Here is a 23,518-nt window from a genome sequence, read left to right on the forward strand (position 1 = left end):
TTAGCTCCGGTTTCCCGAAGTTATCCCAGTCTTACAGGCAGGTTGCCCACGTGTTACTCACCCGTCCGCCGCTAACCAAAAGGTGCAAGCACCTTCTGATTCGCTCGACTTGCATGTATTAGGCACGCCGCCAGCGTTCGTCCTGAGCCAGGATCAAACTCTCCAAGAAAGTTGATTAGCTCATTTGTTACGTTGGCTAGTTTCTATAGAAGAAACTAATATTTTTTGTTGACGTTCTTGTTTGTTTAGTTTTCAAAGAACAATGTGTCACTTGTTTTAGCGACAAAAAATATCTTATCATATTCACTTCACATGAGTCAACACATTTTTCAAATTCCTCATGTTGTTGATCACTCGACGAAGGAACTTTCTTATAATAACATCGTATCAAGAACGGTTCAATGTGAAATTTCTTCCAATACCTCATTCGGGATGGAAAGGAACTGTCCCTGTTTCTTATCATTATTATTCATCTTTACTTATCAATCCACATTTTATGGAATTGGAGTTATCCTCATTCATAAAGAAGTAAAACCTGCTTAAATGGTGACTTAAGCAGGTTTCTTCTATATTATATTCACCCATGATAATTGTCTTTTTTTAATGGCAGGACAAAGGATTCACCTTTTTCATAAATCCTCAGTAATTTTTGAACGATACCTAATTTAGGAACAATACGAAAGACCATAAACGCTGTAACGATACTAATCATTGCCCCAACTAAGATATCGGCTGGGTAGTGGACGCCGACCCAAATACGGGAAATGCCAACAAGCAAGGCAATCAGTATCCAAATGGCTCCTTTAGCACCTCTAAATAGCCAAAATGTCATACAAAATGAAAAAAACAATATGGTGTGGTCACTGGGAAATGAATTATCGACCGCTTTTTCAATTAATTGATTAACGTTGGGCAGTTCAGCAAACGGTTGGGAATTCGAATGAATTTTTCCAGCTATCTTTCCAAATATTTCTGCGATAACAAATGTAAAGGAGCCACAAATCACCATGATTCTAAGGTGGTTTACCCGAGTAAACCAGAAAATAAGAACTGCTACTGCTAAGAAAATAACGGTATATTCCGCGATAAATACAACAGCAGGATTAACAATTGTATATTCTTTACCTAAATCATTAATCAGCCTAAATATATTCTCATTCATAACAAAAACCTCCTCCTCATTTTTTCTATAAGAGGAGTATAAGACAATTACCCTTTATCAAAAAATTTCCTTTTCTTACATTTGCCTTACACATTTGTAAGGTTTAAAAATATATCTAAAACATTTGTGAGATTTGCTTAATAAACCCTTCATCGCCTGATTTTTCACGGAGATTTATTAATGCTTTTGCATCTTCTCCCACCACGTAACGGAGTTGGTTGGATCCATTTGTTGCTGCCAGATAAACCACTTCCGCTACTTTCTCTGGAGACAGCATTTCCGCTTTCAATTTACCAAGTGCCTGCATGACCTGACCACGATATTGATTATAAACTTCTAATTTATCATCAAAGTAGAAGTCTGTGGGTCTTCTCCCAAAAGCAGTATTTACTGCACCAGGTTCAATTAATTTAACAATGATGTTTTGAGGTGCCAATTCATAAGATAATGCCTCGGAAAAACCTTCAACAGCAAATTTGGATGCCAATATATTTTGAATGTCCTTTAACTCTGTATCATTCTCCGGAGAACGCATTCCTGCAATTACATTCCAACCTTTCTTTGCAAAATATAATGCTGTTGCTCGTCCAATACCGGATGATGCGCCCGTAATCAAAATAGTATTCATTAAGTTCCTCCAATTTTTATTTATCACTCTATATTACTAGTTGTCTTAATGCACTATGTTGGGACATTAGTAGGAAATCACACCACATACCACCTGCTTTTGTATCGATGCATAATTCCTTTAGGAGCAGCATACTGTTTGAAGAATGGAAAGGAGAATCACACCGATGGCTAACGAGGAAGTAATAAAAAAGGTTGAAAGCATTACGAATCCAAAGGTACGGAATATTGTAAGAGTTTGTGTGGAACAGGGCTGTCGATTCAAGCCTCATCCAAGCAATCCTAATTTAGTGAATTTGTTTGACCCTGCCAGAAGGAAAAATATTATCGGCGATATTAACCTTTCAAGTTCTAGAGGATATTTCACACTTGAGGTGGAGAATGGACGTTTTAAGTCCTTTCGAAATGAAGTGATTGGATTAGATATAGATCAAGCAGAATTTGAAGAACGGGTGCTAAGCCGTTTAAAACGTTAAACCAAATAAATCACCAAAAACGCTTGGAGCTATTTTTTCAAGCGTTTTTGCAGATAGTTCGTTTCAAATTCTGTTACCGGAAGGGGTTTACTGAAAAAATACCCCTGCACCTCCTTACAACCCTGCCCAAGAAGAAAGGATACTTGTTCCTTTGTTTCGACTCCCTCCGCTATGACCTTCAGTTTTAGAAGATGAGCCATGATAATGATCGTCCTTACAAGGGTATTACTGTTAATGTCATCAGGGCATTCACGTATAAATGATTGGTCGATTTTTAGCTTATCGATCGGCAGCCTCTTTAGATAATTTAGAGAGCTATATCCTATTCCAAAATCATCTATACTAACCTTGACCCCAATTGTCTGTAATTCCAATAGTGTTGTGATCGAACGTTCAACATCCATCGTAATACTTTCCGTGATTTCCAATTCTAAATAATTTGGATGGAGCCCCGTCTCACTTAAGGCAGATTCTACTATTTCCACTAAATTTGATTGGAAGAACTGTTTGGCTGATATATTTACTGAAACAGTTAAAGGTGACAAGCCTGCTTCCTGCCACTTTTGATTTTGTTGGCAGGCCGTTCGGATTGCCCACTCACCCATTGGAATAATCAACCCAGTCTCTTCCGCTAAAGGAATAAAAGAAGCAGGAGGAATAATTCCCTTTTCAGGATGTATCAATCGTATTAATGCTTCCGCACCAGAAATCTGATTGGTTTCTAAGTTAACCTGCGGCTGATAGAATAACACAAATTGATTCTGATCTAACGCTTTCCGTAAATTTACCTCCATATCTAATTCATGCTGAGCATTTTTATTTAACTCCTCATTAAAGAATTGAAAATTATTTCTTCCTACGCTTTTGGCATGATACATGGCTAAATCAGCATTTTTTATTAACGTATCAAAGCTTTCACCGTGAGTAGGAAAAACGGCAATTCCTATACTAGGGGTAACCAATAATTCATGATGCTGAAAGGTTAATGGCAGAGATAATTTGGTTATGATTTGACCTGCGACTTCACTCGCTCTTTGTTCTCCAGAATCAGGCAGGAGAATGGAAAATTCGTCCCCTCCATACCTTGAAATGATATCGTTTTCATGAACACAGGCTTTCAGTCGTTCCGCGATTTCAATTAATACTTTATCACCGACTTCATGTCCCATCGTATCATTTATAGCCTTGAATCGATCCAAATCTAGAAAAAGCAGAGCGAAATAACAGTCGTTTTGTCTTGAATCTATTATCGCTTCATTTAGTTTTTCCCGTAATAAATACCGATTTGGCAAATCTGTTAGCTGGTCATGATAAGCCATGTGCTTAATCATTTTTTCGGTGTTTTTTCGCTCTGTGATATCAATAACGGTTCCAATGATTGCCTCCCTGCCATTATAGTCAATCTTTGAACCATATAATTCAAATGTAATGACACTTTTATCCTTTCTAATTGCTCGATATTCATACTTCATCGTACCTATTTCATTATTAATCCGTTTACGAATATTTTCATTTACTAGCGGCAAATCCTCCGGATAAATAAAATCGGTAACATGTAAACCTACTAACTCTTCACATTTATATCCAGACATTTCACAAAGTCTTGGATTCACATATACCAATTTTTCATCCTGAATGATATAAACCCCTACTAAAGAGTTTTCTATTAGGCTTCGATATTTAGCTTCAGCCTCTACTAAGTCGTTTTGTGCTTTTTTATGCTCAGTTATATCTTTTATGATGGTGTAAACACCATGAATATCCTCATTTACAAAAATAGGTATATTGGTTACACTAATCTCCCTTTGAAGCCCTTGTTTATCAAAAATGCAACATTCGTAATTGGTGGCCTTTCCTTCTACCGCCACTATAAAGTGCGCTGTCACTCTTTCTAAGTCATCAGGAAAAATGAAGCCTGCAAATGGTTTATCAAGTAATTCTTCAACATTATATCCATAAAGTGAAACAGCCTTGTTTGCCACAACAAATTTTCCATTTAAATCAAAAATGAAAATGGCATCTGGATTTTCTTCAAATAGAGATTTATAATATTGTTCATTTAGTTGAGTGTTAGTATTATTTCTAGAATTTTTTCGAAGATGGGAAGAAATGATCAAAATAGTAGCGATGATCAAAGCTATTTCAATTGCAAGCCCCACCCCTAAGGTTATTTCCTCCATCGATTGATAATCCTCTAAAATACATTTACTATTACTATTTCCAAAAAAACATATAATAAAGAAATTCTAAAAAGAATAATAAGAAATTAAAACAACCTACCCCTGTTGGGATAGGCTAACGAATACTATTAAACGTTGAATGTATATTTATAAGATTGGTGAAAGTAATCGAGAGACAGATTCTTTTAGCCGGACCTCCAAAGAACGTTTCTGGTAACCTTCGTACGTTAGCAACAACGATACCTTTATATCCTCTTTAAACGTTTCCGTTAGTTTTCTAGAAACTCCTTCATCATATAAAAAGGCATTAACTTCAAAATTGAGTCTAAAGCTCCGGTAGTCAATATTGGCGGTGCCAACTGATGCAATCTCTTCATCAACCACGATCATTTTTGCGTGGATAAAGCCATTTCTATAAATATAAACCTTTGCACCAACTTTTAATAATTCACTAACATGTGATAGCGTTGCCCAGTAGACAAATAGGTGATCAGGTTTATCAGGAATCATAATATTGACTTCCACTCCGGATAAGCAGGCAATTCGAAGGGAGTCTAATAAACTTGTATCGGGTATAAAGTAAGGCGTTTGGATATAGATCGATTTCTTTGCGGACATAATCATTTTTATATAGCCATTCTTAATTTGTTGAAACTCGGAATCAGGTCCGCTGGTTACAATCTGTATTCCAATATTTCCATGAGAAATATCCTCAGGGTATAGATTTGGAACGTAGTCAACATCATGGTCATCTGAGGCTTGATTCCAGTCCAGGATAAAACGGGTCTGGAGAGCATAAACGGCGGTTCCTTGAATCCGTAAATGGGTATCCCGCCAATAGCCAAATTTTTTATTCAGCCCCAAGTATTCATCGCCAACATTGAAACCGCCGACATAGCCAATTTTCCCATCAATAATCACTAATTTTCGGTGGTTCCGATAATTCATTCTGAGATTAATAAACCGAAGTTTAGATGGGAAAAAGACCTCCACTTGACCTCCAGCTTTTCGAAATTCTTTAAATGATCTTTTCGGCAAGCTGCGCGAACCTAATTCATCATAAAGGATACGAACCTTTACCCCTTGCCTTGCTTTTACAGTCAAAGCCTCGATTAACTTTTTGCCCAGATTATCATTTTTAATAATGTAATATTGGATATGAATATAATTCCTAGCTGCTTTTATATCTTTAAATAACTGATCAAATTTTCCTTTACCGTCTGTAAAAATCTCAACAGCATTGTCCTCCGTTAAGATGGCTTGATTATTAATCATATGCATGTAAATCAAGTCATGGTTATCCCTTGTGACATCATTGCGGTAATAGAATTGATTCAGACGAAGTTTGGTCAATTGCGTATCTAATGCTTTTTCAAAACCTGTCTTTTTGAGATCATCCCATTGGAAAAGCCGTTTTCGACTTAAATTTTGTCCCAATAATAGGTACATCACAAACCCCAGGATTGGAATAAAAAATAGAACTAACAACCAGGCCCACGTAGAACCAACGTCCCTTCTTTCTTGAAAAATGACAATGAGGGCCAACATGATATTCAATACCAGCAGTAAACCTAATAATATAGACGTAATATTCATGGCAAAAACCCTCTCAACCGACATAAATTTACTCTAGCTAGTTTTACTAGTATCTTCTTCTTTTTTTCTTCCATCCGATAATGACAATAAGAAGAATGGCGAAAATGAGATATAAATAATTGGAATATTGGTCCATTCTCTCCCCGATAACTTCCCAATTTTCCCCTACTCGTGCCCCTAGATTTATCAACAACGTATTCCAAAGAATAGTACCTAATGTTGTAAAACTAATGAAAAGCCAAAAGTTCATTCTAGCCATTCCTGCGGGGATTGAAATGAGGCTGCGAATCAGCGGGATGAAACGGCAGAAAAAGACCGTCCAAATTCCATATTTGTCAAACCAGGCATCAGCACGATAGAGGTCCTCTTTTGTTAAACGAAGGAATCGCCCATAACGTTCAACAACTTTTTCTAATTTATTTACATTTAAAACAGCCCCTAGTTGATAAAGAATGATAGCACCAAAAACTGAACCTAATGTTGAAGTGGCAATAACCCCTTGAACCGTCAGGTTGGTTTGTGCTGTCATATAACCTCCGAATGTAAGAATCACTTCCGACGGGATAGGAGGGAATATATTTTCAAGTGCAATAAGGAGAAACACTCCCCAGTACCCATATTGTTCGATAAACTCTTTAATCCATAACTCCATAATACCCTCCATTGATTGAAAAATAACGTTTATTGTTTTACGGTTAGCGAGCAGAAAAGTTTCAAATTAGGTCGTCTTCTTCTAATTACTATATTTTTTGCAGCTCAAATTAAAACCAATTTCCAACGAAAAAAAGCATTTGAGCGTTCAAATGCTTTAGTGTTTATGCCAATATATTTGGTTAACGCAGAAATAATTTGTTTACCTCGTTTAGAGTCTTTGTCTAAAGGACCTTTAAAGCTTTTTCAATAGGAACTTCTCCAGAAACGAGGTCAAATGACTGGTAATATGTATTTTCTTCTGTTAGTGAATGGATAATGGTTTTTGCAACATCCTCACGTGGTATCTTCCCGCTTCTAATATCACTAGCAGCAGTAATCATCTCGGTTCCCGGCTCACTCAATAGCCCGCCTGGCCGAATAATCGTGTAGGTTAATTCGCTTTTTTCAAGCATTTTGTCTGCATAGTATTTTGCTGCATAATAAGGAAGCATTTTCTCATGCCAGTTTTCTCGTCTATGTGCCTGAATGGCGCTAACCATTATGAAGCGTTTAATTCCGACTTTTTCCGCAGCTTCAATTGTTTTTACAGCCCCATCAAGGTCAATTAACAGTGTTTTATCATAACCCGTATTCCTGCCAGAGCCCGCAGCGAATACGATCGCGTTACAACCCCTTGCAGCCTGAGCAATATCTTCGACACTTTGTTCTAAACAGGCGACAGCTACTTCGATTTCCATTTTCCTAAAAGCCTCAGCTTGTTCTTCCTTTCTAACCATCGCTTTGACTGTATGTTCTTGACTGTTTCTGAGCATATTTACTAGAAGTTTCCCTACCTGCCCATTAGCCCCAACCACTAGTACGTTCATCGTATGTTAACTCCTTACGTCGTTTAAGACTATTATTTCATTGTGAAAACAACTTATTCAAATATCTATAATGGCAGGGTAAACGATTAGGCGTCTTTTTGTCTAGTTCTTCTAAGTATAAGAAGAATATAAGAAATTACTGCACCCATTGAGGAGAGTAAGATGACCAGCCCCATTGGAATTGCCGATTCTTCTCCTCCTATGCCAACTAAAGGAGAAGTTATACCACCAAATGCAAAGGAAAGTACACCAAGGAGTGCTGAGGCACTGCCTGCATTTTTACCTTGCTTTTGCATGGCGAGAGAAAATCCGGCTGTATTGACAATACCAACACTCGATACCACCAGAAATAATGGAATCAATATCATCCATAAATCAGCCTGGACCAAAAGAAGAATGAGCAACGTAACACTGCCGAAAAAGGACATTCCTAATCCAAAGTTTAATAGCTTTGACTCTTGGATCCTTCCGGCTAATCTGCCCGTTGTCTGGCTGGCAATCATTATTCCTAACCCATTAATAGCAAAAATCAAACTGAAAATTTGCGGCGAAGCCCCATATATGTCCTGCACCACAAAGGGGGAACCTGATATGTAGGCAAACATTGCACCAGTAACGAGCCCTTGTGAAAAGGCATAGCCAATAAAACTAGGATCAAAGATTAGTTTTCTAAAGGTCAGGAGGGATGTTTTGAGTCCTCCGCGTAATCGCCTCTCATTGGGTAGTGTTTCATGTAAACCGAAAAGGACAACGATAAACATCGCACATCCGATTACGCCTAGGACAATGAATACACCTTGCCACGGAACGTACTTGAGAAGCTGTGCACCAGCCACTGGAGCTAAAATCGGCGCAGCGCCGTTTACTAAAGATAGAAGCGCAAAGAATCTGGTTAATTCCGTTCCAGCGTATAAATCGCGCACAATCGCCCTCGATACCACCATCCCTACTGAACCCGCCAGCCCTTGTACAAAACGCAGCAGAATAAATGTCCAAATCGAAGGACTAAATACACATAAGAACGATACGACAGTATAGATAATCAAACCAATTAAGAGCGGTTTCCTTCTCCCATTAATATCACTGATTGGTCCCGCAAACAGCTGACCTAACGATAGCCCCAGCAGGAAAAACGTCAGACTAAGTTGAATAAAAGACGGGCTCGTATGAAAGTAATCTGCTAATATGGGTAAAGCGGGTAAATACATATCAATGGATAATGGAGCGAAGGCTGCTAAAGAACCTAGCACCATGGCAATCCATAATCGCTTGGAACGTGTAATCGTTCCTGGATTTCCGATTGAATTATCTAAAGAAGAACCCAAAGTTGTTTCATCCCCTTCGCTGTTTCATTTGTTTTTAATTTTCTAATTATTGATACGATAAATCAAATGATTAAACTTAGAAACTAAAATTTTTTTCAACCCAAAAGGTAAGCATGAAAACAAGAGAGCAAGCTGAAAGGATTTTTGGCGAATAAATAGAATATTAATTAAACATGTTATTTTTTCGAAAAATTTAAAATAATTATATAGAAGAGGTGTTCGTTGATGAAAGAATGGACTAAAGAAATTGAAATTAATGCTCCTATTGAAAAGATTTGGGATTTGTTTGATGGTTCGCTAGAAAAGATGCAAAAAATTATGCCGCAAGTCGTTGGAAATACACCCGTGAAAGTGACAGAAGAAGGTGTTGGAACAATCTATCGTCAGCAGTATAAAGAAGGTAAACGGATTGAAGAGTATGATGTTGAAACATTAGAATATTTGAATACTCCCGAATTCAAGAAAATGAAGGTTGGATTTACCTTAGCTAACATATTTGAAATTACAGCCGCCTATGAAGTAACAAAAATAAATGAACAAAAAACACGTTTTAAATATACAACCACGAATAAACCATTAAAAGCGATCTTTAAATTATTCTTATGGTTTGCCAGTGATAAGACGGTAGTTAAGTTTGTAGAAAGGGTTAAGGAATTAGCCGAAGAGGAAAGTGCTTTAGTGAAATAAAGAAAGGAGCCTAGAATGGTAGATTATCGTTTCTCACATCGATTAAAGGTGCGTTATTCGGAAATTGATGGGCAAAAGATTGTTTTTAATTCACATTACTTAACATATATTGATGTAGCCGTCACAGAATATTTCCAGCAGCTTCTTCAACACGATGAACAGTTTGATTTTGTGCTAGCAAAATCGACACTCGAGTATAAACGATCAGCCTTCTTAAATGACTGGCTCACCATCTGGTGCAGGGTGGAAAGAGTAGGCAACAAAAGCTTGACTATGAATTTTATCATTACGCGAGAAGATGAAATCGAGCCGGTACTCCTGGCTGAAATTATTTACGTTAGCGTTAACCACGAAACCATGAAACCCTGCCCCGTTCCTGATTTTGTACGAGACCGAATCGAACAATTCGAGCTAGACTATCAAAAAAATTCCCCATTGTAAAAATGAGGAATTTTTTTATTAATCATTCACCAACATATTCGGTTCAAGAAAGTATAGACTTTCACTCTTCACTTTTTCCTTCGTTATTTCTTCCCATGCTTGTTTATAGAAGGACAGCTGTGTGCTATAAAAAGCTTGCAGCTTCTCATAATCTTCTTTCCTTTTTGCGTGGTCTGTCTTGTAATCAACAATTTTCCAATCGCCATTCTTTTTGTAAATGAGATCGATAATTCCTTTTACATAGAAAGGTTGTTTTACTTCTGGATTCTTTGTTATAAGAGCGTAAAGGGAATCCTTTTTTTCTACTTTTAACGTGAAGGGAACTTCCGCCAACACTTCATCGGCAGTTTGGATTTCATCCCATAATTCAGAAGTACGTAAGTTGGTAAGATAATTTAACACTTCATCTTCCCTTGAGGCAGGAATGTTATGGCTGCTTAATGCCGATTTGATGTACTTGGCAGCATCATAGCCTAGAACTGCTTTTTCAAATACATCATGAATAAGGGTTCCCCACTCTTTTCCTCCGCCCGCTTCCCGTTCAATCTCGAATACATCTGAAAAATCCTTATCCTTCGTTGGTGTCCAGTGTTCAAAGGATTTCACTTTGCTTAGCTCAAGCCAGGCAAGCCTATTGACTGTTTTTGCTTGGTATTCGGCAAATGTGATTTCATTGACTGCAGCCTTTACCTCCACCTCTATTTTAGGAACCTCCAACTCTTCCATGTTTTCGATTTCAAATAGGACATTCCATGGGTTTTTCTTATTGCTTCCATTGGAACTAATCACAAGTGCTTTTTCTGCGCGGGTTGCGGCAACGTAAATAATCCGCAGTTCTTCTTCTGTAAGGTAAATCAGTTCCTCTGCTTTATACGTCTCCCAGTTAAGAGGAACAGCGATTTCCTTTTCCTGAAAGCCATTCTTTGCGGTAAAGGTAAAGTATCCTTTGGAAGAATAATCTTCTCGCTTAATATGCTGTGATAAGAAGGACTCTGGATTCACTTGTTTAGCCGGATGAGCCAAGAAAACAATCGGTGCCTCAAGTCCCTTTGCTTTGTGAACATTCATGATCCGAACCGCGTCAGCCTCTTCCTCCATATTGGCCACTGCAGTTTTTTCAAAAAGCAATTTTGTTAGAGAATCGAATATTTGTTTGTAGTTTGTGTTCCCCGCGCCCTCCTGTTTACGCAGTGCCTCCATCATTTGCAACATGCTTTTATAAGAACGTTTATTCCGTCCGTTTTTTAACAGCAAGGGATAAAAGCCTGCTTCCTCCATAATACTTTCAATCGCCGCAGTGGGAGATAACTGACGAATTCTCTGTTGACATAATTTTAATATCGTCAATGCGTTTTTGAATTTCTCCTTAATGGCTGGTGAAAGGTCCTCTGGAATCTCGCTATAGATAGAGAACCTGCCCTTCGCCTGCTTCCATTCATACAGCTCTTGATCACTCATCCCGAAGAAAATACCACGAAGAACGGCAGCAAAACTCACTTCATCAGCAGGGTCTAAAAAGGATTTCAATAGTATCCATAAATCTTGGAACTCTCTTGTTTCACCAAGGATGACCTCTCCCGAAATACTAACGGGAATATCAAGTGATTCAATCATTTTTGCATATAGCGCAACGCCATCATTGTACCGTGTCAGTACCATAAAATCCTTTGCTCGATACCCTTTCTTAAGCAAAGATTGAATGGTGATTGCAATATTTTCTGCATCCTTTAAAATAACTTCATCTTTCTTACTGAAATCAGCAGGCACACTTAAACGTTTGATTCCCGTAAATCCTCTGCCCTCGTCGATGTGGTGGGCAATTAATGGGCGATAAGCTGCTTGATGCAGGGTTTCGACTGCTGGTAAATGCTTTTCAAAAACAATATTTAACTCTTCGGTTACCCTGTTTACCGATCTGAAATTTGTGGTTAACTGCAGGACCACTCCGTCATGTTCTTCCATTAACTGTTTCACACGGTTGTAGGTATCAATATCCGCTCGACGGAACCGATAAATCGCTTGTTTCGGGTCACCCACCACGAATAGCGAGCCTGCCCTCGGTTTGCACTTCGTCCATATTTGTTCTCTTGGATTCTCACTCGTTAGGTAAAACATAATTTCAGCCTGAAGCGGGTCCGTGTCTTGAAATTCATCGACGAGCAGGAAGCGATATTTTTCTTGAAAATAGCTTCTTACTTCAGGGTTCTTCTTTAACAACTGTGAAGTATGCATCATTAAATCCTGAAAATTTAATAATGAGCGTTCCTTTTTTAAGGCTTCATAAGCTATTAAAGCTTCTTTAATAAAAGCCACGATAAATGGATGGCAATATTCCTTCCAGGCTTGAAGTAATGGCTTAATTGACACCTCGAAAAATGAACCTATTTTTTCTTCGTAAAACTTGGCATCTTCTTTCGAATGCCAGCGGTTTAATGTAGGCTTTAAGCTTTTATTAAACAATTCAAAAATGTTAATCATGTTCTTTTCTTTGCTGACATCCACCAATCTTTCTTTTTGAATTCCCATGATGATGGCCTTTTGTAAGGAATCATACCCTTTTGCAGGCTCTGGATCTGGTATTGATTTCTTTGCTTCTTTTATAAGCTTCATGAAGGATTGAAAATCTGCTGTAAAATCAGGTTTACTAACACTTTCTGTCACCCAGTCAACATCGGAATATTCCTTTAATTTTCCTGCCCATGGGAAGATTTGATCTACACTTAATCCCAATTCATGGATTTGGTCAAAAAGATAGGGCTTTTCATCCATAATATCTTGTAAATACCTCTGCCACGCTTCTTCCAAAAGCTCTAAATCATCGGACTCTTCAAGTTCCTTAAAGGTTAAATCCAAATTGGCTTCAATCGGCCGTTCACGGAGCAGCTTGGCACAAAAGGAATGAACCGTTCCTAGAAAGCAGCGTTCAATATTTTGAAGTGCCTCTGATAACCGGAATATGATATCAAGATCCCTTTCTTTTTTCCAAGCTTCTTCTAATTTCGATTGAAAGCGCACTTTTAGTTCATCCGCCGCTTTTCTCGTAAAAGTAATCGCGACAATTTCTTCGATTTCTGCTGTTCCCGTCATAATGAGGTTTACCATTCGGTCTACTAGGCTCGTCGTTTTACCAGAGCCTGCGCCGGCTTCGACTAGGAAATTCGTTTGCAGCACGTATTTGATTTTATCCCTTGCTTCTTGATCAATAATTGTTTTAGTCATATGCACGAACCCCCTTTAACCTCTGATTAGACTGCTTTTTTTCAAGGGCGTCTTTATCATAGAAGTGACGGCGGCAAACCAGCTTGTATTCACAAAACTTACAATCATTTTCATCCTCTGTCATCTCAAAATGACCATGTTTGATTACGTCAACCAGCTTTTGCAAAATATCTAAACCATTGGTCCTCAAAGCTGCGTCCTGCACCCTGGTAAATCGCTGTGCCATTCCCTTCATTGTTGGGAAGTAATAAGAACTTTCCTCGACTGCACTGTCACCCAAATTTAAATGCTGTTCAATCGCTAAAGCATAAATCAGATGCTGAAGCTGACGCCCGCCTTTAAAGGCTTTATTTTTTTCATAACCATACGTACTTCCCGTTTTGTAATCGATGATATGATACCGGCCATCAAGGGATTGATCGACACGGTCAATGATTCCTGAAATCTTTATTTCTCCTGAAGGCAGAGTAATAATCGCCGGTTCTTGGTCCCCAATGCCAAATGAATATTCAAAATGGAGTGGATTGTAATGCTCTCCATGAGCCTCTTCTTCTTTTAGGAAAATATCGCAGCATGCCAAAATATCATTCATTTCCCGCTGATACACCCTGTCATTTGGCGGCGGCAAAAGTTCTTTTTCTTTTTCAATGAGATTAACAGCGATTGCCGTGATTTTTTCATAATGGATGGCATAGGTTGGTTTAACATTTTGTTGGGTAATTTCTTTATAAAATGTTTCAAAAATGCTATGCAACAGGCTGCCCCGCGCTGCCGGGTCCAGCCATTTATTTGCGTCATAGGAAACCTCTTCGATTGGCCTCACCCTTAATACTTCCTTTAGGAAGTAAGAATACGGACATTTTGCCAGTGTCTCGAGTTTTCCTGCACTCAATGTTTTTTCCTGATTAATGCGCGGGTCATATTGTTCAACATCCAATTGAATGAAACCGTCATATTCGGAATAACCTTGTGAAAAACGAGCACTTTCTGCCGAAAGACCGTCTTTAACATTCTGAAAATGGTTAAGAATCCCTTCGTTGACTTTTGAGGGTTGATCTTGAATTAATTTTTCATTCCAAAAGTCTTTATCCTCAAAAATCTCACTTGAAACAAGTCTGGAAACCTGAGACTTTAATTCTTTGAAATCAGCATCTTTATTTCTCGTCATCATTCGATAGCATTGTAAAATTACATGAGCAGGGTTCATAACGCGGTTATCATTGATGGAAAAATCACAATAGCTAACCGTTACCTTACCTCTTGAATGCGCTAACACCTGCAAGAGTGTATAGAGGTTTTCCTGACCTTTTTCACGAAGTAATGCCAGCTTATTTCCTAGTGCGATACGCTCTGTATCCAGCAGCAATGGATCTTCTCCTGAATCTCCTGGAAACTTACGGTTGTCGAGTCCTAAGATAAATACATTTGGTCTGCTGTTATATACACCTTTTTTGTAGGAAGTGATATGTAAATGTCCGGGCTTTGGACGCGACTGATTTACGCTTATTGTTAGCAGCAGATCATGGATTTTTCCCATGGCATCATGCCTTGATAGCTCTTCGTCCGCATATGGAAGTACTTTTTCGATTTCCTCCAAAAGGGTTGTTTTTGTAATTTCATCGAGCGCCGAACTGCTTTTACTATAATTCTTTACAAAATAGGCAATGCCCGTTAAACACCTTCTATAATTCAAGTTTCGGTCAAAGTCCGGCAGCTTCTTAAACATCTGAGTAAACCACTGATATAACCAGTTCAATTCATTTATTCGAGCTGCCGCATCTTCCTCCTTTTCAGCTAATCGTTTTATTTCGGTTTCAAGCTGTGTTAGGTACCGCTCCTTCGACCAGCCGACTTGTAAATCGCGAAGAACTCTAACGATTTTGGTTTTAGATGGTGCTTCATCATCAAGGGTGATTAACCCTTCATTGAGTAAGTCGATAATAGTTTGAACACTATAATTAGAATGAATCCAAGTTAACAAACCAGACACTAACCGCCCAGGACGGCTAAAGGAAACAGGCAGCCCTTCCCCAAAGGTTATCGGTATATCCAGCTTTTGTGCTAGGTGGTAAAATGGTGTAATGTAAGCTTCTGTATTTGTATAAAAAACCGCGCTTTCATCAAGTGGTGTTTTCAAGGATTTTATACTTTCTAAGACATGTTTTACTTCCATCTCCTCTGTTTTTGAAGTAAAAACATCTAGATTTACGGTCCCTTCCCCTGCTTCATCAAGCTGATACAGGCAGCTTAACGGTGTTGGCTCACCCCAGGCTATCGATGATAAACTAGACCTTTCCGGGATATTGACCCCTAGGACCGGTGCAAGCGGCAGTTTAACCGTTCCTTCCGGAAGAATTTTACTAAGAAACTGCTCCTCAAGATGTGTCAGCTGCAAATTCGATTGTAAAATAAAAACTGCATTTTCATCCTTTTTGGCAAATGGTATGGCTTTCATCAGCATGGAAGCGTAATCAGTGAATTGGTTGTTAACAAGCATTTTTTCATATTGGGATAAGATATGGACTAGATCATCCGCTTTTTCAGGGGCAAGAAAAGCATCCCTTATCAGTGTTCGTGCCTCGTAACCTGCCAGCCGCAGGCTTTGAAGGGTCGAAAAGATGGCATAACTAAAAGAAGGAGTAATCTCCATTTCTGAAAAATAACGAAGGGATCCCTGATTTTTTAATTCCTTCAATACCGTATAGGTTAAATGAACGCCAACTGTCATATCTAAAACTTTTATGGGCTGGTCTGAATGTATTTCCACTAGATTATGGGCCAGATTATGTACAGTCTTAAACTTTAGATTAATTCCCCGATGCCCCTCTTTAATGAAAGCTTCATTGATTTGCTCTCCAATTGCGAAAGAATCCACAATGACGATTTTTTCCTTAAAGAGGTATTGAGTACAGATTTGGTTTAGTTCATGGACTAACGATTGCATTTTACCCCTCCATTGACGGACCATTTTGATTACTTGGACACATTATATCACTATTCGATTTGATGAAGACATACATATCCATGAATTTACAAAAGTGCATGGATTAAACGGAACTTGTTGGAGATAATAACCACGATTACCTTGAAAGGATGGGATGTTAATGTCGTTAGAATGGTTTGACAGAGTTTGTGGCGAGCTTCAGGATCACCTGGAATCTATCTGTGAAGAGTATGAGCAGGTTGGTCAAATGTCAATAGAGAGAGCTGCCAAACACCCGAGGATCGAATTTTTTGTAGAAACGGAAGATGTTCATACAGAAGATGTCGATAGAGACTATTTTTGCACATTGTTCTTTGATCCTCAAAACGAAGAATTTTACATCGATACCTTTGATGTTGACAGTGGGCATACTGCTAAAATCATCCTTTCGGACATAGAAGAAATCATCGATGAAGTACACGCTAGTCTTCATGATTATATGAACGATGATGATCATTACACCGATGACGGTGTCTATCTTACTTCGGACGAAGTGTATGAAGACAGTGACGACTATTATGAAATGGTCGAGGTTGATGACGATGATGATGATGATGAGTATTATGAAGCACAGCAGGTAAATGAAGATGATATTTTTGAAGAGATTGATGTGGAATGGAATACACCGGAGGTAACGGCCTTCAAACATGAGGATGAGGTCGAAGTGACGTATCAATTTGGTGTTGTTCCAGAAACCGGTGACGGTGTTCTGAGAAGAGTAAACCGAATTTGGACCACAGATGATGAATTAATCAAAGACGAATCTCATTTTATTTTCAGTAAAGAAGAGGCAAGCACCATTATCGCAATGATTGCCAGCCATATGGATCAATTAAGTGAGTTTAATTTTGACGATATGCAATAAGAAAAGCGTAAGCGCCTTGTTCAGGGGCGACAGGCATAAGACGAGCCGACGAGAAGGTCGTTCTTTACCTTCTTGACGGATTGGCTTATGACCCCGAGCCCCTAGGCGCTGAAGCTGGACAATAAAAGTCAAAGGAGCATACCGTATTTGGTATGCTCCTTTCATTTTAATCAACGGTATAATCAATCTCAATCAAGTCCCACGGAGTGATAATTCCGAGAGGCGCCTCATCCTTTTTTCCGTTTTCAGTAATAATGACCGCTTCTAATTTCTTTTTTACCTTATGAGATTTTTCATAAATCGTTTCCACATCGAAGATATTCGTGCATTTCGCGACAAAGTCGACTGGGTGGTCTTTTTCGCATTTCATAATATCGTATATATGTGTATCGTCTAAATTTACGGAAGAGCTTACCATGTTCTGTGCCATCCATTTTACAATCGAGCTTGCTGTCAAAAGGCCTGCAAATTCTTTATTTTTATAAACCGGAAATTTGGAATAATTATACTGACGAATCGCTTCCGTCACTTTTAGGATACTATCGTTATAGTCAAAGTACAGAACATTTTTTGTTGCAATCGTCAAAGCATAATTTGGACGGTTAAAGACATTGGCGATTTTCTCTATATGCTCCACCACTTTAGCATTCGGTTCCGCGATATAATAGCCGACTTGCATTTTTTCGTGGACAATGGCATTACGGAGCTTTGCATATTGTTCCAAATCTTTTTTAAACGTGTCGATGATTTGATATTTCTTTGCTCCAACCTTCACCAATTCTACAAATCTATCATCATTAATTTTGACTATGTCCTTCATCGCATCATGCACTTGATTAAAGGCCACCTCAAAACGTTCTGATAGGATTTGTCCTTTTTTCATTTGTTTCATCTCTATCCCTGCCAATATGTTTACTTATTTCTTTAATTATATAATTATTGCGAATTTTAACCATCCCAATTTAGATATAGCTGGCTAATTTCTTCCTTGTGAGAAATCCCTTCATCATCAGGTGTTTCTAATATAAAAGGAATATGCTTAATAATCGGGGAGGTAACCATACCCTGAAGAGATTCTTCCCTGATTAAACCATTTTGAAAAATATTCGCATGACGATCCTTTTTGGATCCAGTTGGATACTTAGAATTGTTTAAATGTATGATTTGCAGGTGTTCAAAATAAGCCAATTCTTGACCTTTGGCAAAAAATTCTCTGGTATTTTCCCCATCCCAAAGTCCACTTGCAAACATATGACAGGTGTCGAGACAAAAACCGATTTTCTCCGGATACTCAGCCAGGTTTCGCACCTGCACTAATTCTTCAAAGGTTGTTCCAAGAGCCCCTTTTGTTCCAGCGTTATTTTCAATTAAAAGTAAACAATCACCGTTCCATTGACTAAGGACAGAATTAAGCATTTCAAGCATTAAATGATAACTGGCAAGCGGGTCGGTTTTACTGATTTGACTCCCAAAATGAACAACTACACCAACTGAGCCGCATGCGTCCGCTATTTCTAGGTCATTTAACAGCGAGCGAATCGTTAATTCCTTTTTATCCTCTGAAGGGGTTAAACTCGTAGAGTATGGAGTGTGTGCAACTGAAACGATCTTTTGCTCCTGACAAAACTCTTTACAGCTTGCGGCATCCCCTCGGTCAAAGTCCTTTACTGAAAGACTTCGCGGGTTTTTCGGAAAATATTGAAATGCGGCTGCTCCGAAAGATACCGCTCGTTTTGCCGCTCCTGAATATCCATTCCTAATACTTACATGACAGCCAAAAATCATTGTATCCCACCGTTTTTTAGTGTTAGATTTTGCATAATGAGTTTAAACTATTCTTATTACAATGGTTGTTGTAAGATAATTCAGGATACTTGTGGGAGGGGAAAAAGATGAGAAAAATAACATTATCAAACGGGAAAACGGTAGAAGTGGAATGTTTAAGCTGCGCGTTAACTAGTGGATTGATTGAGCCAGATGGCGGCGTGATTTTCGAGACAGAGCATTTCCATGCACATCAGGATGTTGCCTATCCAATTGAAGGGTTAGTCATATTGGCTTCGAAAAGACATATAAAATGCTTGGATGAACTGACGGATGAAGAACGACTAGATTACATAAATAGTATGACGGCAATCAGAAAAGCGCAGCGCGAAGTGTTAGGTATTGATTATGTTTACTACTTTTATAATGAAGATACTACTCATCATTTTCACACATGGATGGTCCCTCGATATGATTGGATGAATGAGTTTGGCGGGTCCGTTGAATCTGTTCGCCCTGTTCTGCTTCATGCGAGAAATCATTGGAATTCGGAAGATAATAATCAAAAGGTTTTGAAGGCGATTGAAGCCTTAAAAAAGACATTAAATTAGAAAAAACAGACTTTCGAAAAGTCTGTTTTTTCCTTACCATCCAGGGTACTTTTGGTGCCATTGTTCGCTATTTTCATAGTTCTTAACCAAATCATCAGCGAGCTGCGCCAAGTCTTTTGATAACTCTACTTCGCTAACCCAATTTTGTGGTATAGCCTCGATACCAAGATATGCCCCTATAATATTTCCAGTAATCGCTCCTGTACTATCGCTGTCGCCATTATGATTAACAGCCGTAATTACAGCTTTTTCAAAATCAGTTTGATATTTTAAAACGCAATAGATGGAAATCGCCAGCGCTTCCTCCCCTAACCAGCCTTCACCTAGACTTTCGATAGCTTGATTGTTTGGAGTGTTTGATTTTGCTAAGGCGATTGCTTTTTGAATAAGCTCACTGCATTCCTCACTAGATGGGTATATTTTTAACTCTTCTAATGATTGTTCTATTGACGTCTCTAAGTCTACTCCCTCCAAGATCGCTGCAATGATAAAACTCAGAGCTCCTGCAGAAAGGTAGCCGCTCGGATGTCCATGTGTAATCGCCGCACTTTCAAAGCCTAGCCTGAAGGCCTCTTCTTTCTTATTAACTAAACCAACAGGTGCGGTCCGCATTACACCGCCGCAGCCTATGCTATTGTTGAGGGGTTCTTCCATGGATCCCATTTTCCCGGACATCAACGCGTCTAAGCAGGTATTACCCGGCGCTCTCCTTGTATGTAAACCTTCGATTGAATGGATCCAGCCATCCTTTTCAACGTCACTACCCACTCCTTGCGTATCAAGCCAGCGCAGATAGCTTCGATGGATCACCGACGGAATATCGACGATACCTTTGTTTCTTCCTCTATTCTCTGCCCGTAGAATCCCTTCCGCTGTAAAAATCGTCATTTGGGTATCATCCGTGATTTCTACGAGATTACTTCTGCCTTTTACAAGATTCGTGATGCCTTGTAGACCGAATTTCCGTTTGATCTCATCCAGTCTCATAAATTCCACTGGCCATCCCAGCGCGTCACCAATCGCACCGCCAATTAGGCAGCCTCTACTCCGGTCATTACGTGTTATCATATGGGTCCCCCCTTTTATTCCTATATTTTAACAGAAAAAAAAGAGTTGTATCGAAATGATTACAACTCATTATTGATTGACTAATATCGAAATCAGTTGATCTTCTATTTTCTTGCCTTTTGCGTCATCCAATAGATTATTTAACAAGATTGAGAATATTAATGTTTGTCCACTCTTTGTTGTAACATAACCTGAAATGGTGCTAACGGTAGAGATGGTTCCCGTTTTTGCGATTACTTTCCCTTTTACCTCTGGACCTTTCATCCGGCTTCGTAAGGTACCGCCTTCCAATTTTTCACTTGCACCTGCGATTGGCAGCGAATGTAGAAAGGCAGGATACCACTTTTGCTGTTGAACTGTATATAACAATTGAGATAGTTGAGAGGCTGGGACTAAATTAATATGCGAAATTCCAGAGCCATCCCTCAGGACCAATGTTTTCGTATTAATTCCGAATTTAGGCAGCTCCGTTTCCATTACCTCTAAACCCTTTTCCCAGCTGCCCTCTCCTTTCACCACTTTCCCCATTTCTTTTACCAAGGTTTCGGCGTGACCGTTGTTGCTTAGTTTCATAAACGGGACAAGTAATTCTGAAAGCTTTATCGAGCTGTGGGTATGTAGTATCCTAGCCGTTTCTGGTGTGATACCTGTTTTCGTTTTTCCCGATACTTGAATGCCTTGTTCTGAAAGTGACTGTTTAAAAAGTGCTAAAGCAAATTTGGTCGGTTCCCAGACTCCCATCCATTCCTTTTCGGGCTTGGATTTGACAGGTAAAGTGCCGGTTATCGTAATGACATTTTTTGCGTGTTCCCGCTCAAAAGTAAGTTCCTTTTTTCCATCTTCCGGTACCGTTTCGGTTTGATTGATAATTTTCACAAAGTCAGTATTGGGAGTTACAGTTACCTCCGCCTTAGATCCTTCGCTGCTGCTGGGTTTTACCTGAAGCAAAATAGAACCAGAGTCATATTCTTTTGTTGGTGATGCGGTAAGTGCTGAAATTTGCGCACCATAATAGGTTTGTTCATCACTCCACGGTAAATCGGCTGAATAGCGAACATCGTCATACCAGGTATCATCGCCGATTACATTACCTGCGACCTTTTTTATACCCAGTTTCTTAAGTTCAGCTACTATTTTATCGAAGTCTTCCTTTAGGAGTGTAGGGTCGCCCTTTCCTTTTAAATAGAGGTTACCTTGTAGTGTCTTCTTTTTTACTTCACCGTCTGCCAGTAACTCCGTTTTGAAGGTGTAGTCTTCACCTAAAACAGACAACGCTGTGGCAGCCGTTAATAGTTTCAAATTCGAAGCAGGCCGCAGGCGGACATCTCCTAAATGATCATAAATGACTTCACCCGTGGCTGCCGAGCGTATACTAACTCCGGCAATGGCCCCTTGTAAGTGGGGTTCTTCATTTAATAACTGATTTAACTGTTGAGTTAGATTATCGTCCGCGAGTGCTGGATGAGTTTGTGGTAATAAAGCAGCTATAAAAATAATTAGAATGATCAAATTCAATCTTTTCAGCAAAATCCTTTTCCAACTTTCTCTTTTTTCATAAAGTCTTCCCAAAAAACAAACTTTTTCCACTTCTCTGAGAGAAAATTTTGCCATATCGGCGTTAATAGAAATATATCCACGATTGCCCACAAAAGACAAATTACCTTATTTCATCACGGCAATATTCTTACTCAAATAAGCCCAATTCTGTGGCGTCGGCAGGCTTATCTGCCAAAAAGTCGTCCCTGACAGCTGGTACACATCGATTAACCGATATTTTTCTATAAAACTTCTAATATCTTCAAACCAAACGACCTGTTCTGCCCCCGCACTCCAATGCCGATACCATGGAGACATGGAGCGCTGGTCGAATTGAATCGGCGATCCTGTTGAAATGGCTTGGTTTTGGGCTGAAACAACTGACATTGCACGTGTAACGTTCGTCCCAACTACCTTGTCATAGCCATAAAGCGGCAGTGCAATTTGTAGTTTTCGAGGATTGATTTGGGTGATAGAGTATTGAACGACCTGCTCCATCCACCAAATGGGAGCAATCGGATCCGGCGGTCCGCCTGGGTATCCATAATCAATTGTCATCACGGCAACAAAGTCGGCAATGGTCCCTATGGCTGCATAATCGTACGCTCCAATAATCCGATTTGTTGGAATATCTTCTGTTTTCGCATGTACATTTACATGGAGTATTAACTCTCCCAAAGCATTCTTTAAATCTCTTAAAAATACATTAAAATCATTACGCTGTGGAGGAGGAATAAATTCAAAATCAATGCTAACCCCGCCAAACCCTCTCTGCTTGGTCAAATTCACAATGCTCTGAACCAAATTCCTGCGATATACTGGATTGGCTAGGACATGACCGGCAAGCTCAGCGCTAAAATCAACTCCTGTAAAATTACGAATCATCAATAGCGGCGTGATATTCAATTGCTTACTCCTCGCCACTATGGCTGAATCCTCAATCAGGTTATAGGCGTAACCCTCGGTTGTAAATGAATAAGCTACCACCGCTAAATACGTTAATTGTCCGGCGAGCGAATCTAAAATCGATAAAACAGCACTCTCCCCTGATGGCACGATAAACCCTAATGTCGCTATTTCTAATTTTATCGGTGAGGGAATATGGATCATTTGTCCAACGAAAAGCTGATTCGGTTTTACACCAGGATTGGCCGCTAAGATCGTCGAAATATCCGTTCTAAACCTCTGGGCTAATACCCGAATTTGATCACCCGTTTTTATTTGATAGGAGCGGATTGGCAGTTGGTTGTCCGGAATATACAAGGCAAGACCTGGTACAAGCCCGCCGGCAGATGGCAGTCCATTTAGCTCGACAATCGTTTGGATGGGAACACCATATCTATTTGAAATTGTCCACAGACTCTCTCCCGCTCCAACCACATGTACACTCATACCACTCACACTCCTTTTTACCTACATCATATGGGAAAACCACTTAGAATATTGCTCTTTGTATGA

General features: G+C 39.2%; 19 protein-coding genes and 1 rRNA gene. 5 read left to right on the top strand and 15 right to left on the bottom strand.

Annotated elements, in window-relative coordinates:
* From ACIQAA_RS26775 to ACIQAA_RS26785, 3 genes are all read right to left on the bottom strand, one after another.
* Positions 1-169 (bottom strand): 16S ribosomal RNA (locus ACIQAA_RS26775); the annotation flags it as partial.
* A gap of 408 nt (positions 170-577) precedes the next feature.
* Positions 578-1,162: an undecaprenyl-diphosphatase gene (locus ACIQAA_RS26780; RefSeq protein WP_402625865.1), complete on the bottom strand. Its 585-nt coding sequence runs from the start codon at positions 1,160-1,162 to the stop codon at positions 578-580.
* A gap of 115 nt (positions 1,163-1,277) precedes the next feature.
* Positions 1,278-1,790: an SDR family NAD(P)-dependent oxidoreductase gene (locus ACIQAA_RS26785; protein WP_402625867.1), complete on the bottom strand. Its 513-nt coding sequence runs from the start codon at positions 1,788-1,790 to the stop codon at positions 1,278-1,280.
* Positions 1,791-1,956: 166 nt separating this feature from the next.
* Here ACIQAA_RS26785 and ACIQAA_RS26790 point away from each other — a divergent pair, with 166 nt between their 5' ends.
* The gene (locus ACIQAA_RS26790) at positions 1,957-2,265 is read left to right on the top strand and encodes a hypothetical protein (protein ID WP_402625868.1); all 309 of its coding nucleotides are present in this window, start codon (positions 1,957-1,959) and stop codon (positions 2,263-2,265) included.
* A 29-nt stretch (positions 2,266-2,294) separates the two neighbouring features.
* Here the strand turns inward: ACIQAA_RS26790 and ACIQAA_RS26795 are convergent, their stop codons facing one another.
* The 5 genes from ACIQAA_RS26795 to ACIQAA_RS26815 all read right to left on the bottom strand — a co-directional run bounded on the left by ACIQAA_RS26795 (position 2,295) and on the right by ACIQAA_RS26815 (position 8,814).
* Positions 2,295-4,445 (bottom strand): sensor domain-containing protein, encoded by a 2,151-nt coding sequence (locus ACIQAA_RS26795; protein ID WP_402625870.1) that lies wholly within the window; start codon positions 4,443-4,445, stop codon positions 2,295-2,297.
* 147 nt (positions 4,446-4,592) lie between these two features.
* Entirely contained in the window at positions 4,593-6,041 is a 1,449-nt protein-coding gene (gene cls / locus ACIQAA_RS26800; RefSeq protein WP_402625872.1) for a cardiolipin synthase, read from the bottom strand.
* Positions 6,042-6,087: 46 nt separating this feature from the next.
* Positions 6,088-6,693 carry a DedA family protein gene (locus tag ACIQAA_RS26805; RefSeq protein ID WP_402625873.1) on the bottom strand — a complete coding sequence of 202 codons (606 nt, stop codon included), beginning with the start codon at positions 6,691-6,693 and terminating at the stop codon, positions 6,088-6,090.
* Between the two features lie 223 nt (positions 6,694-6,916).
* On the bottom strand, positions 6,917-7,561 hold the full coding sequence (locus ACIQAA_RS26810) for an SDR family oxidoreductase (RefSeq protein WP_402625875.1): 645 nt from the start codon (positions 7,559-7,561) through the stop codon (positions 6,917-6,919).
* Between the two features lie 86 nt (positions 7,562-7,647).
* Positions 7,648-8,814, bottom strand: coding sequence for a multidrug effflux MFS transporter (locus ACIQAA_RS26815; protein WP_483874196.1), 1,167 nt, complete (start codon positions 8,812-8,814; stop codon positions 7,648-7,650).
* Between the two features lie 297 nt (positions 8,815-9,111).
* Between ACIQAA_RS26815 and ACIQAA_RS26820 the strand changes: the two genes are divergently transcribed.
* A complete protein-coding gene (locus ACIQAA_RS26820) occupies positions 9,112-9,573 on the top strand; it encodes an SRPBCC family protein (protein WP_402625878.1) in 462 nt (153 codons plus the stop codon).
* Positions 9,574-9,588: 15 nt separating this feature from the next.
* Positions 9,589-10,014 (top strand): acyl-CoA thioesterase, encoded by a 426-nt coding sequence (locus ACIQAA_RS26825; RefSeq protein ID WP_402625880.1) that lies wholly within the window; start codon positions 9,589-9,591, stop codon positions 10,012-10,014.
* Between the two features lie 18 nt (positions 10,015-10,032).
* Here the strand turns inward: ACIQAA_RS26825 and ACIQAA_RS26830 are convergent, their stop codons facing one another.
* Both ACIQAA_RS26830 and ACIQAA_RS26835 read right to left on the bottom strand, forming a co-directional pair.
* Positions 10,033-13,233 (bottom strand): UvrD-helicase domain-containing protein, encoded by a 3,201-nt coding sequence (locus ACIQAA_RS26830; RefSeq protein ID WP_402625882.1) that lies wholly within the window; start codon positions 13,231-13,233, stop codon positions 10,033-10,035.
* Complete coding sequence (locus tag ACIQAA_RS26835; protein ID WP_402625884.1) at positions 13,226-16,177, bottom strand: PD-(D/E)XK nuclease family protein; 2,952 nt, start codon at positions 16,175-16,177, stop codon at positions 13,226-13,228. Before ACIQAA_RS26835 ends, ACIQAA_RS26830 begins: the two co-directional genes overlap by 8 nt.
* Before the next feature lie 160 nt (positions 16,178-16,337).
* Between ACIQAA_RS26835 and ACIQAA_RS26840 the strand changes: the two genes are divergently transcribed.
* The gene (locus ACIQAA_RS26840) at positions 16,338-17,081 is read left to right on the top strand and encodes a hypothetical protein (RefSeq protein ID WP_402625886.1); all 744 of its coding nucleotides are present in this window, start codon (positions 16,338-16,340) and stop codon (positions 17,079-17,081) included.
* A gap of 166 nt (positions 17,082-17,247) precedes the next feature.
* On the opposite strand, the gene ACIQAA_RS26845 is transcribed toward ACIQAA_RS26840, so the two are convergent.
* Positions 17,248-17,973, bottom strand: coding sequence for a CBS domain-containing protein (locus tag ACIQAA_RS26845; RefSeq protein WP_402625888.1), 726 nt, complete (start codon positions 17,971-17,973; stop codon positions 17,248-17,250).
* Positions 17,974-18,029: 56 nt separating this feature from the next.
* A complete protein-coding gene (locus ACIQAA_RS26850; protein ID WP_402625890.1) occupies positions 18,030-18,866 on the bottom strand; it encodes a deoxyribonuclease IV in 837 nt (278 codons plus the stop codon).
* A 107-nt stretch (positions 18,867-18,973) separates the two neighbouring features.
* Here ACIQAA_RS26850 and ACIQAA_RS26855 point away from each other — a divergent pair, with 107 nt between their 5' ends.
* Entirely contained in the window at positions 18,974-19,456 is a 483-nt protein-coding gene (locus ACIQAA_RS26855; RefSeq protein ID WP_402625892.1) for an HIT family protein, read from the top strand.
* Positions 19,457-19,489: 33 nt separating this feature from the next.
* Here ACIQAA_RS26855 and ACIQAA_RS26860 read toward each other — a convergent pair whose 3' ends face one another.
* The 3 genes from ACIQAA_RS26860 to ACIQAA_RS26870 all read right to left on the bottom strand — a co-directional run bounded on the left by ACIQAA_RS26860 (position 19,490) and on the right by ACIQAA_RS26870 (position 23,452).
* Entirely contained in the window at positions 19,490-20,524 is a 1,035-nt protein-coding gene (locus ACIQAA_RS26860) for an ADP-ribosylglycohydrolase family protein (RefSeq protein ID WP_402625894.1), read from the bottom strand.
* Positions 20,525-20,593: 69 nt separating this feature from the next.
* Positions 20,594-22,051, bottom strand: a complete 1,458-nt coding sequence (dacB, locus tag ACIQAA_RS26865; protein WP_483874195.1) for a D-alanyl-D-alanine carboxypeptidase/D-alanyl-D-alanine endopeptidase — start codon at positions 22,049-22,051, stop codon at positions 20,594-20,596.
* Positions 22,052-22,186: 135 nt separating this feature from the next.
* Complete coding sequence (locus ACIQAA_RS26870) at positions 22,187-23,452, bottom strand: glycosyl hydrolase family 18 protein (protein WP_402625895.1); 1,266 nt, start codon at positions 23,450-23,452, stop codon at positions 22,187-22,189.
* Positions 23,453-23,518 lie beyond the last annotated feature (66 nt).

Source organism: Neobacillus sp. NPDC093182 (assembly GCF_044754045.1).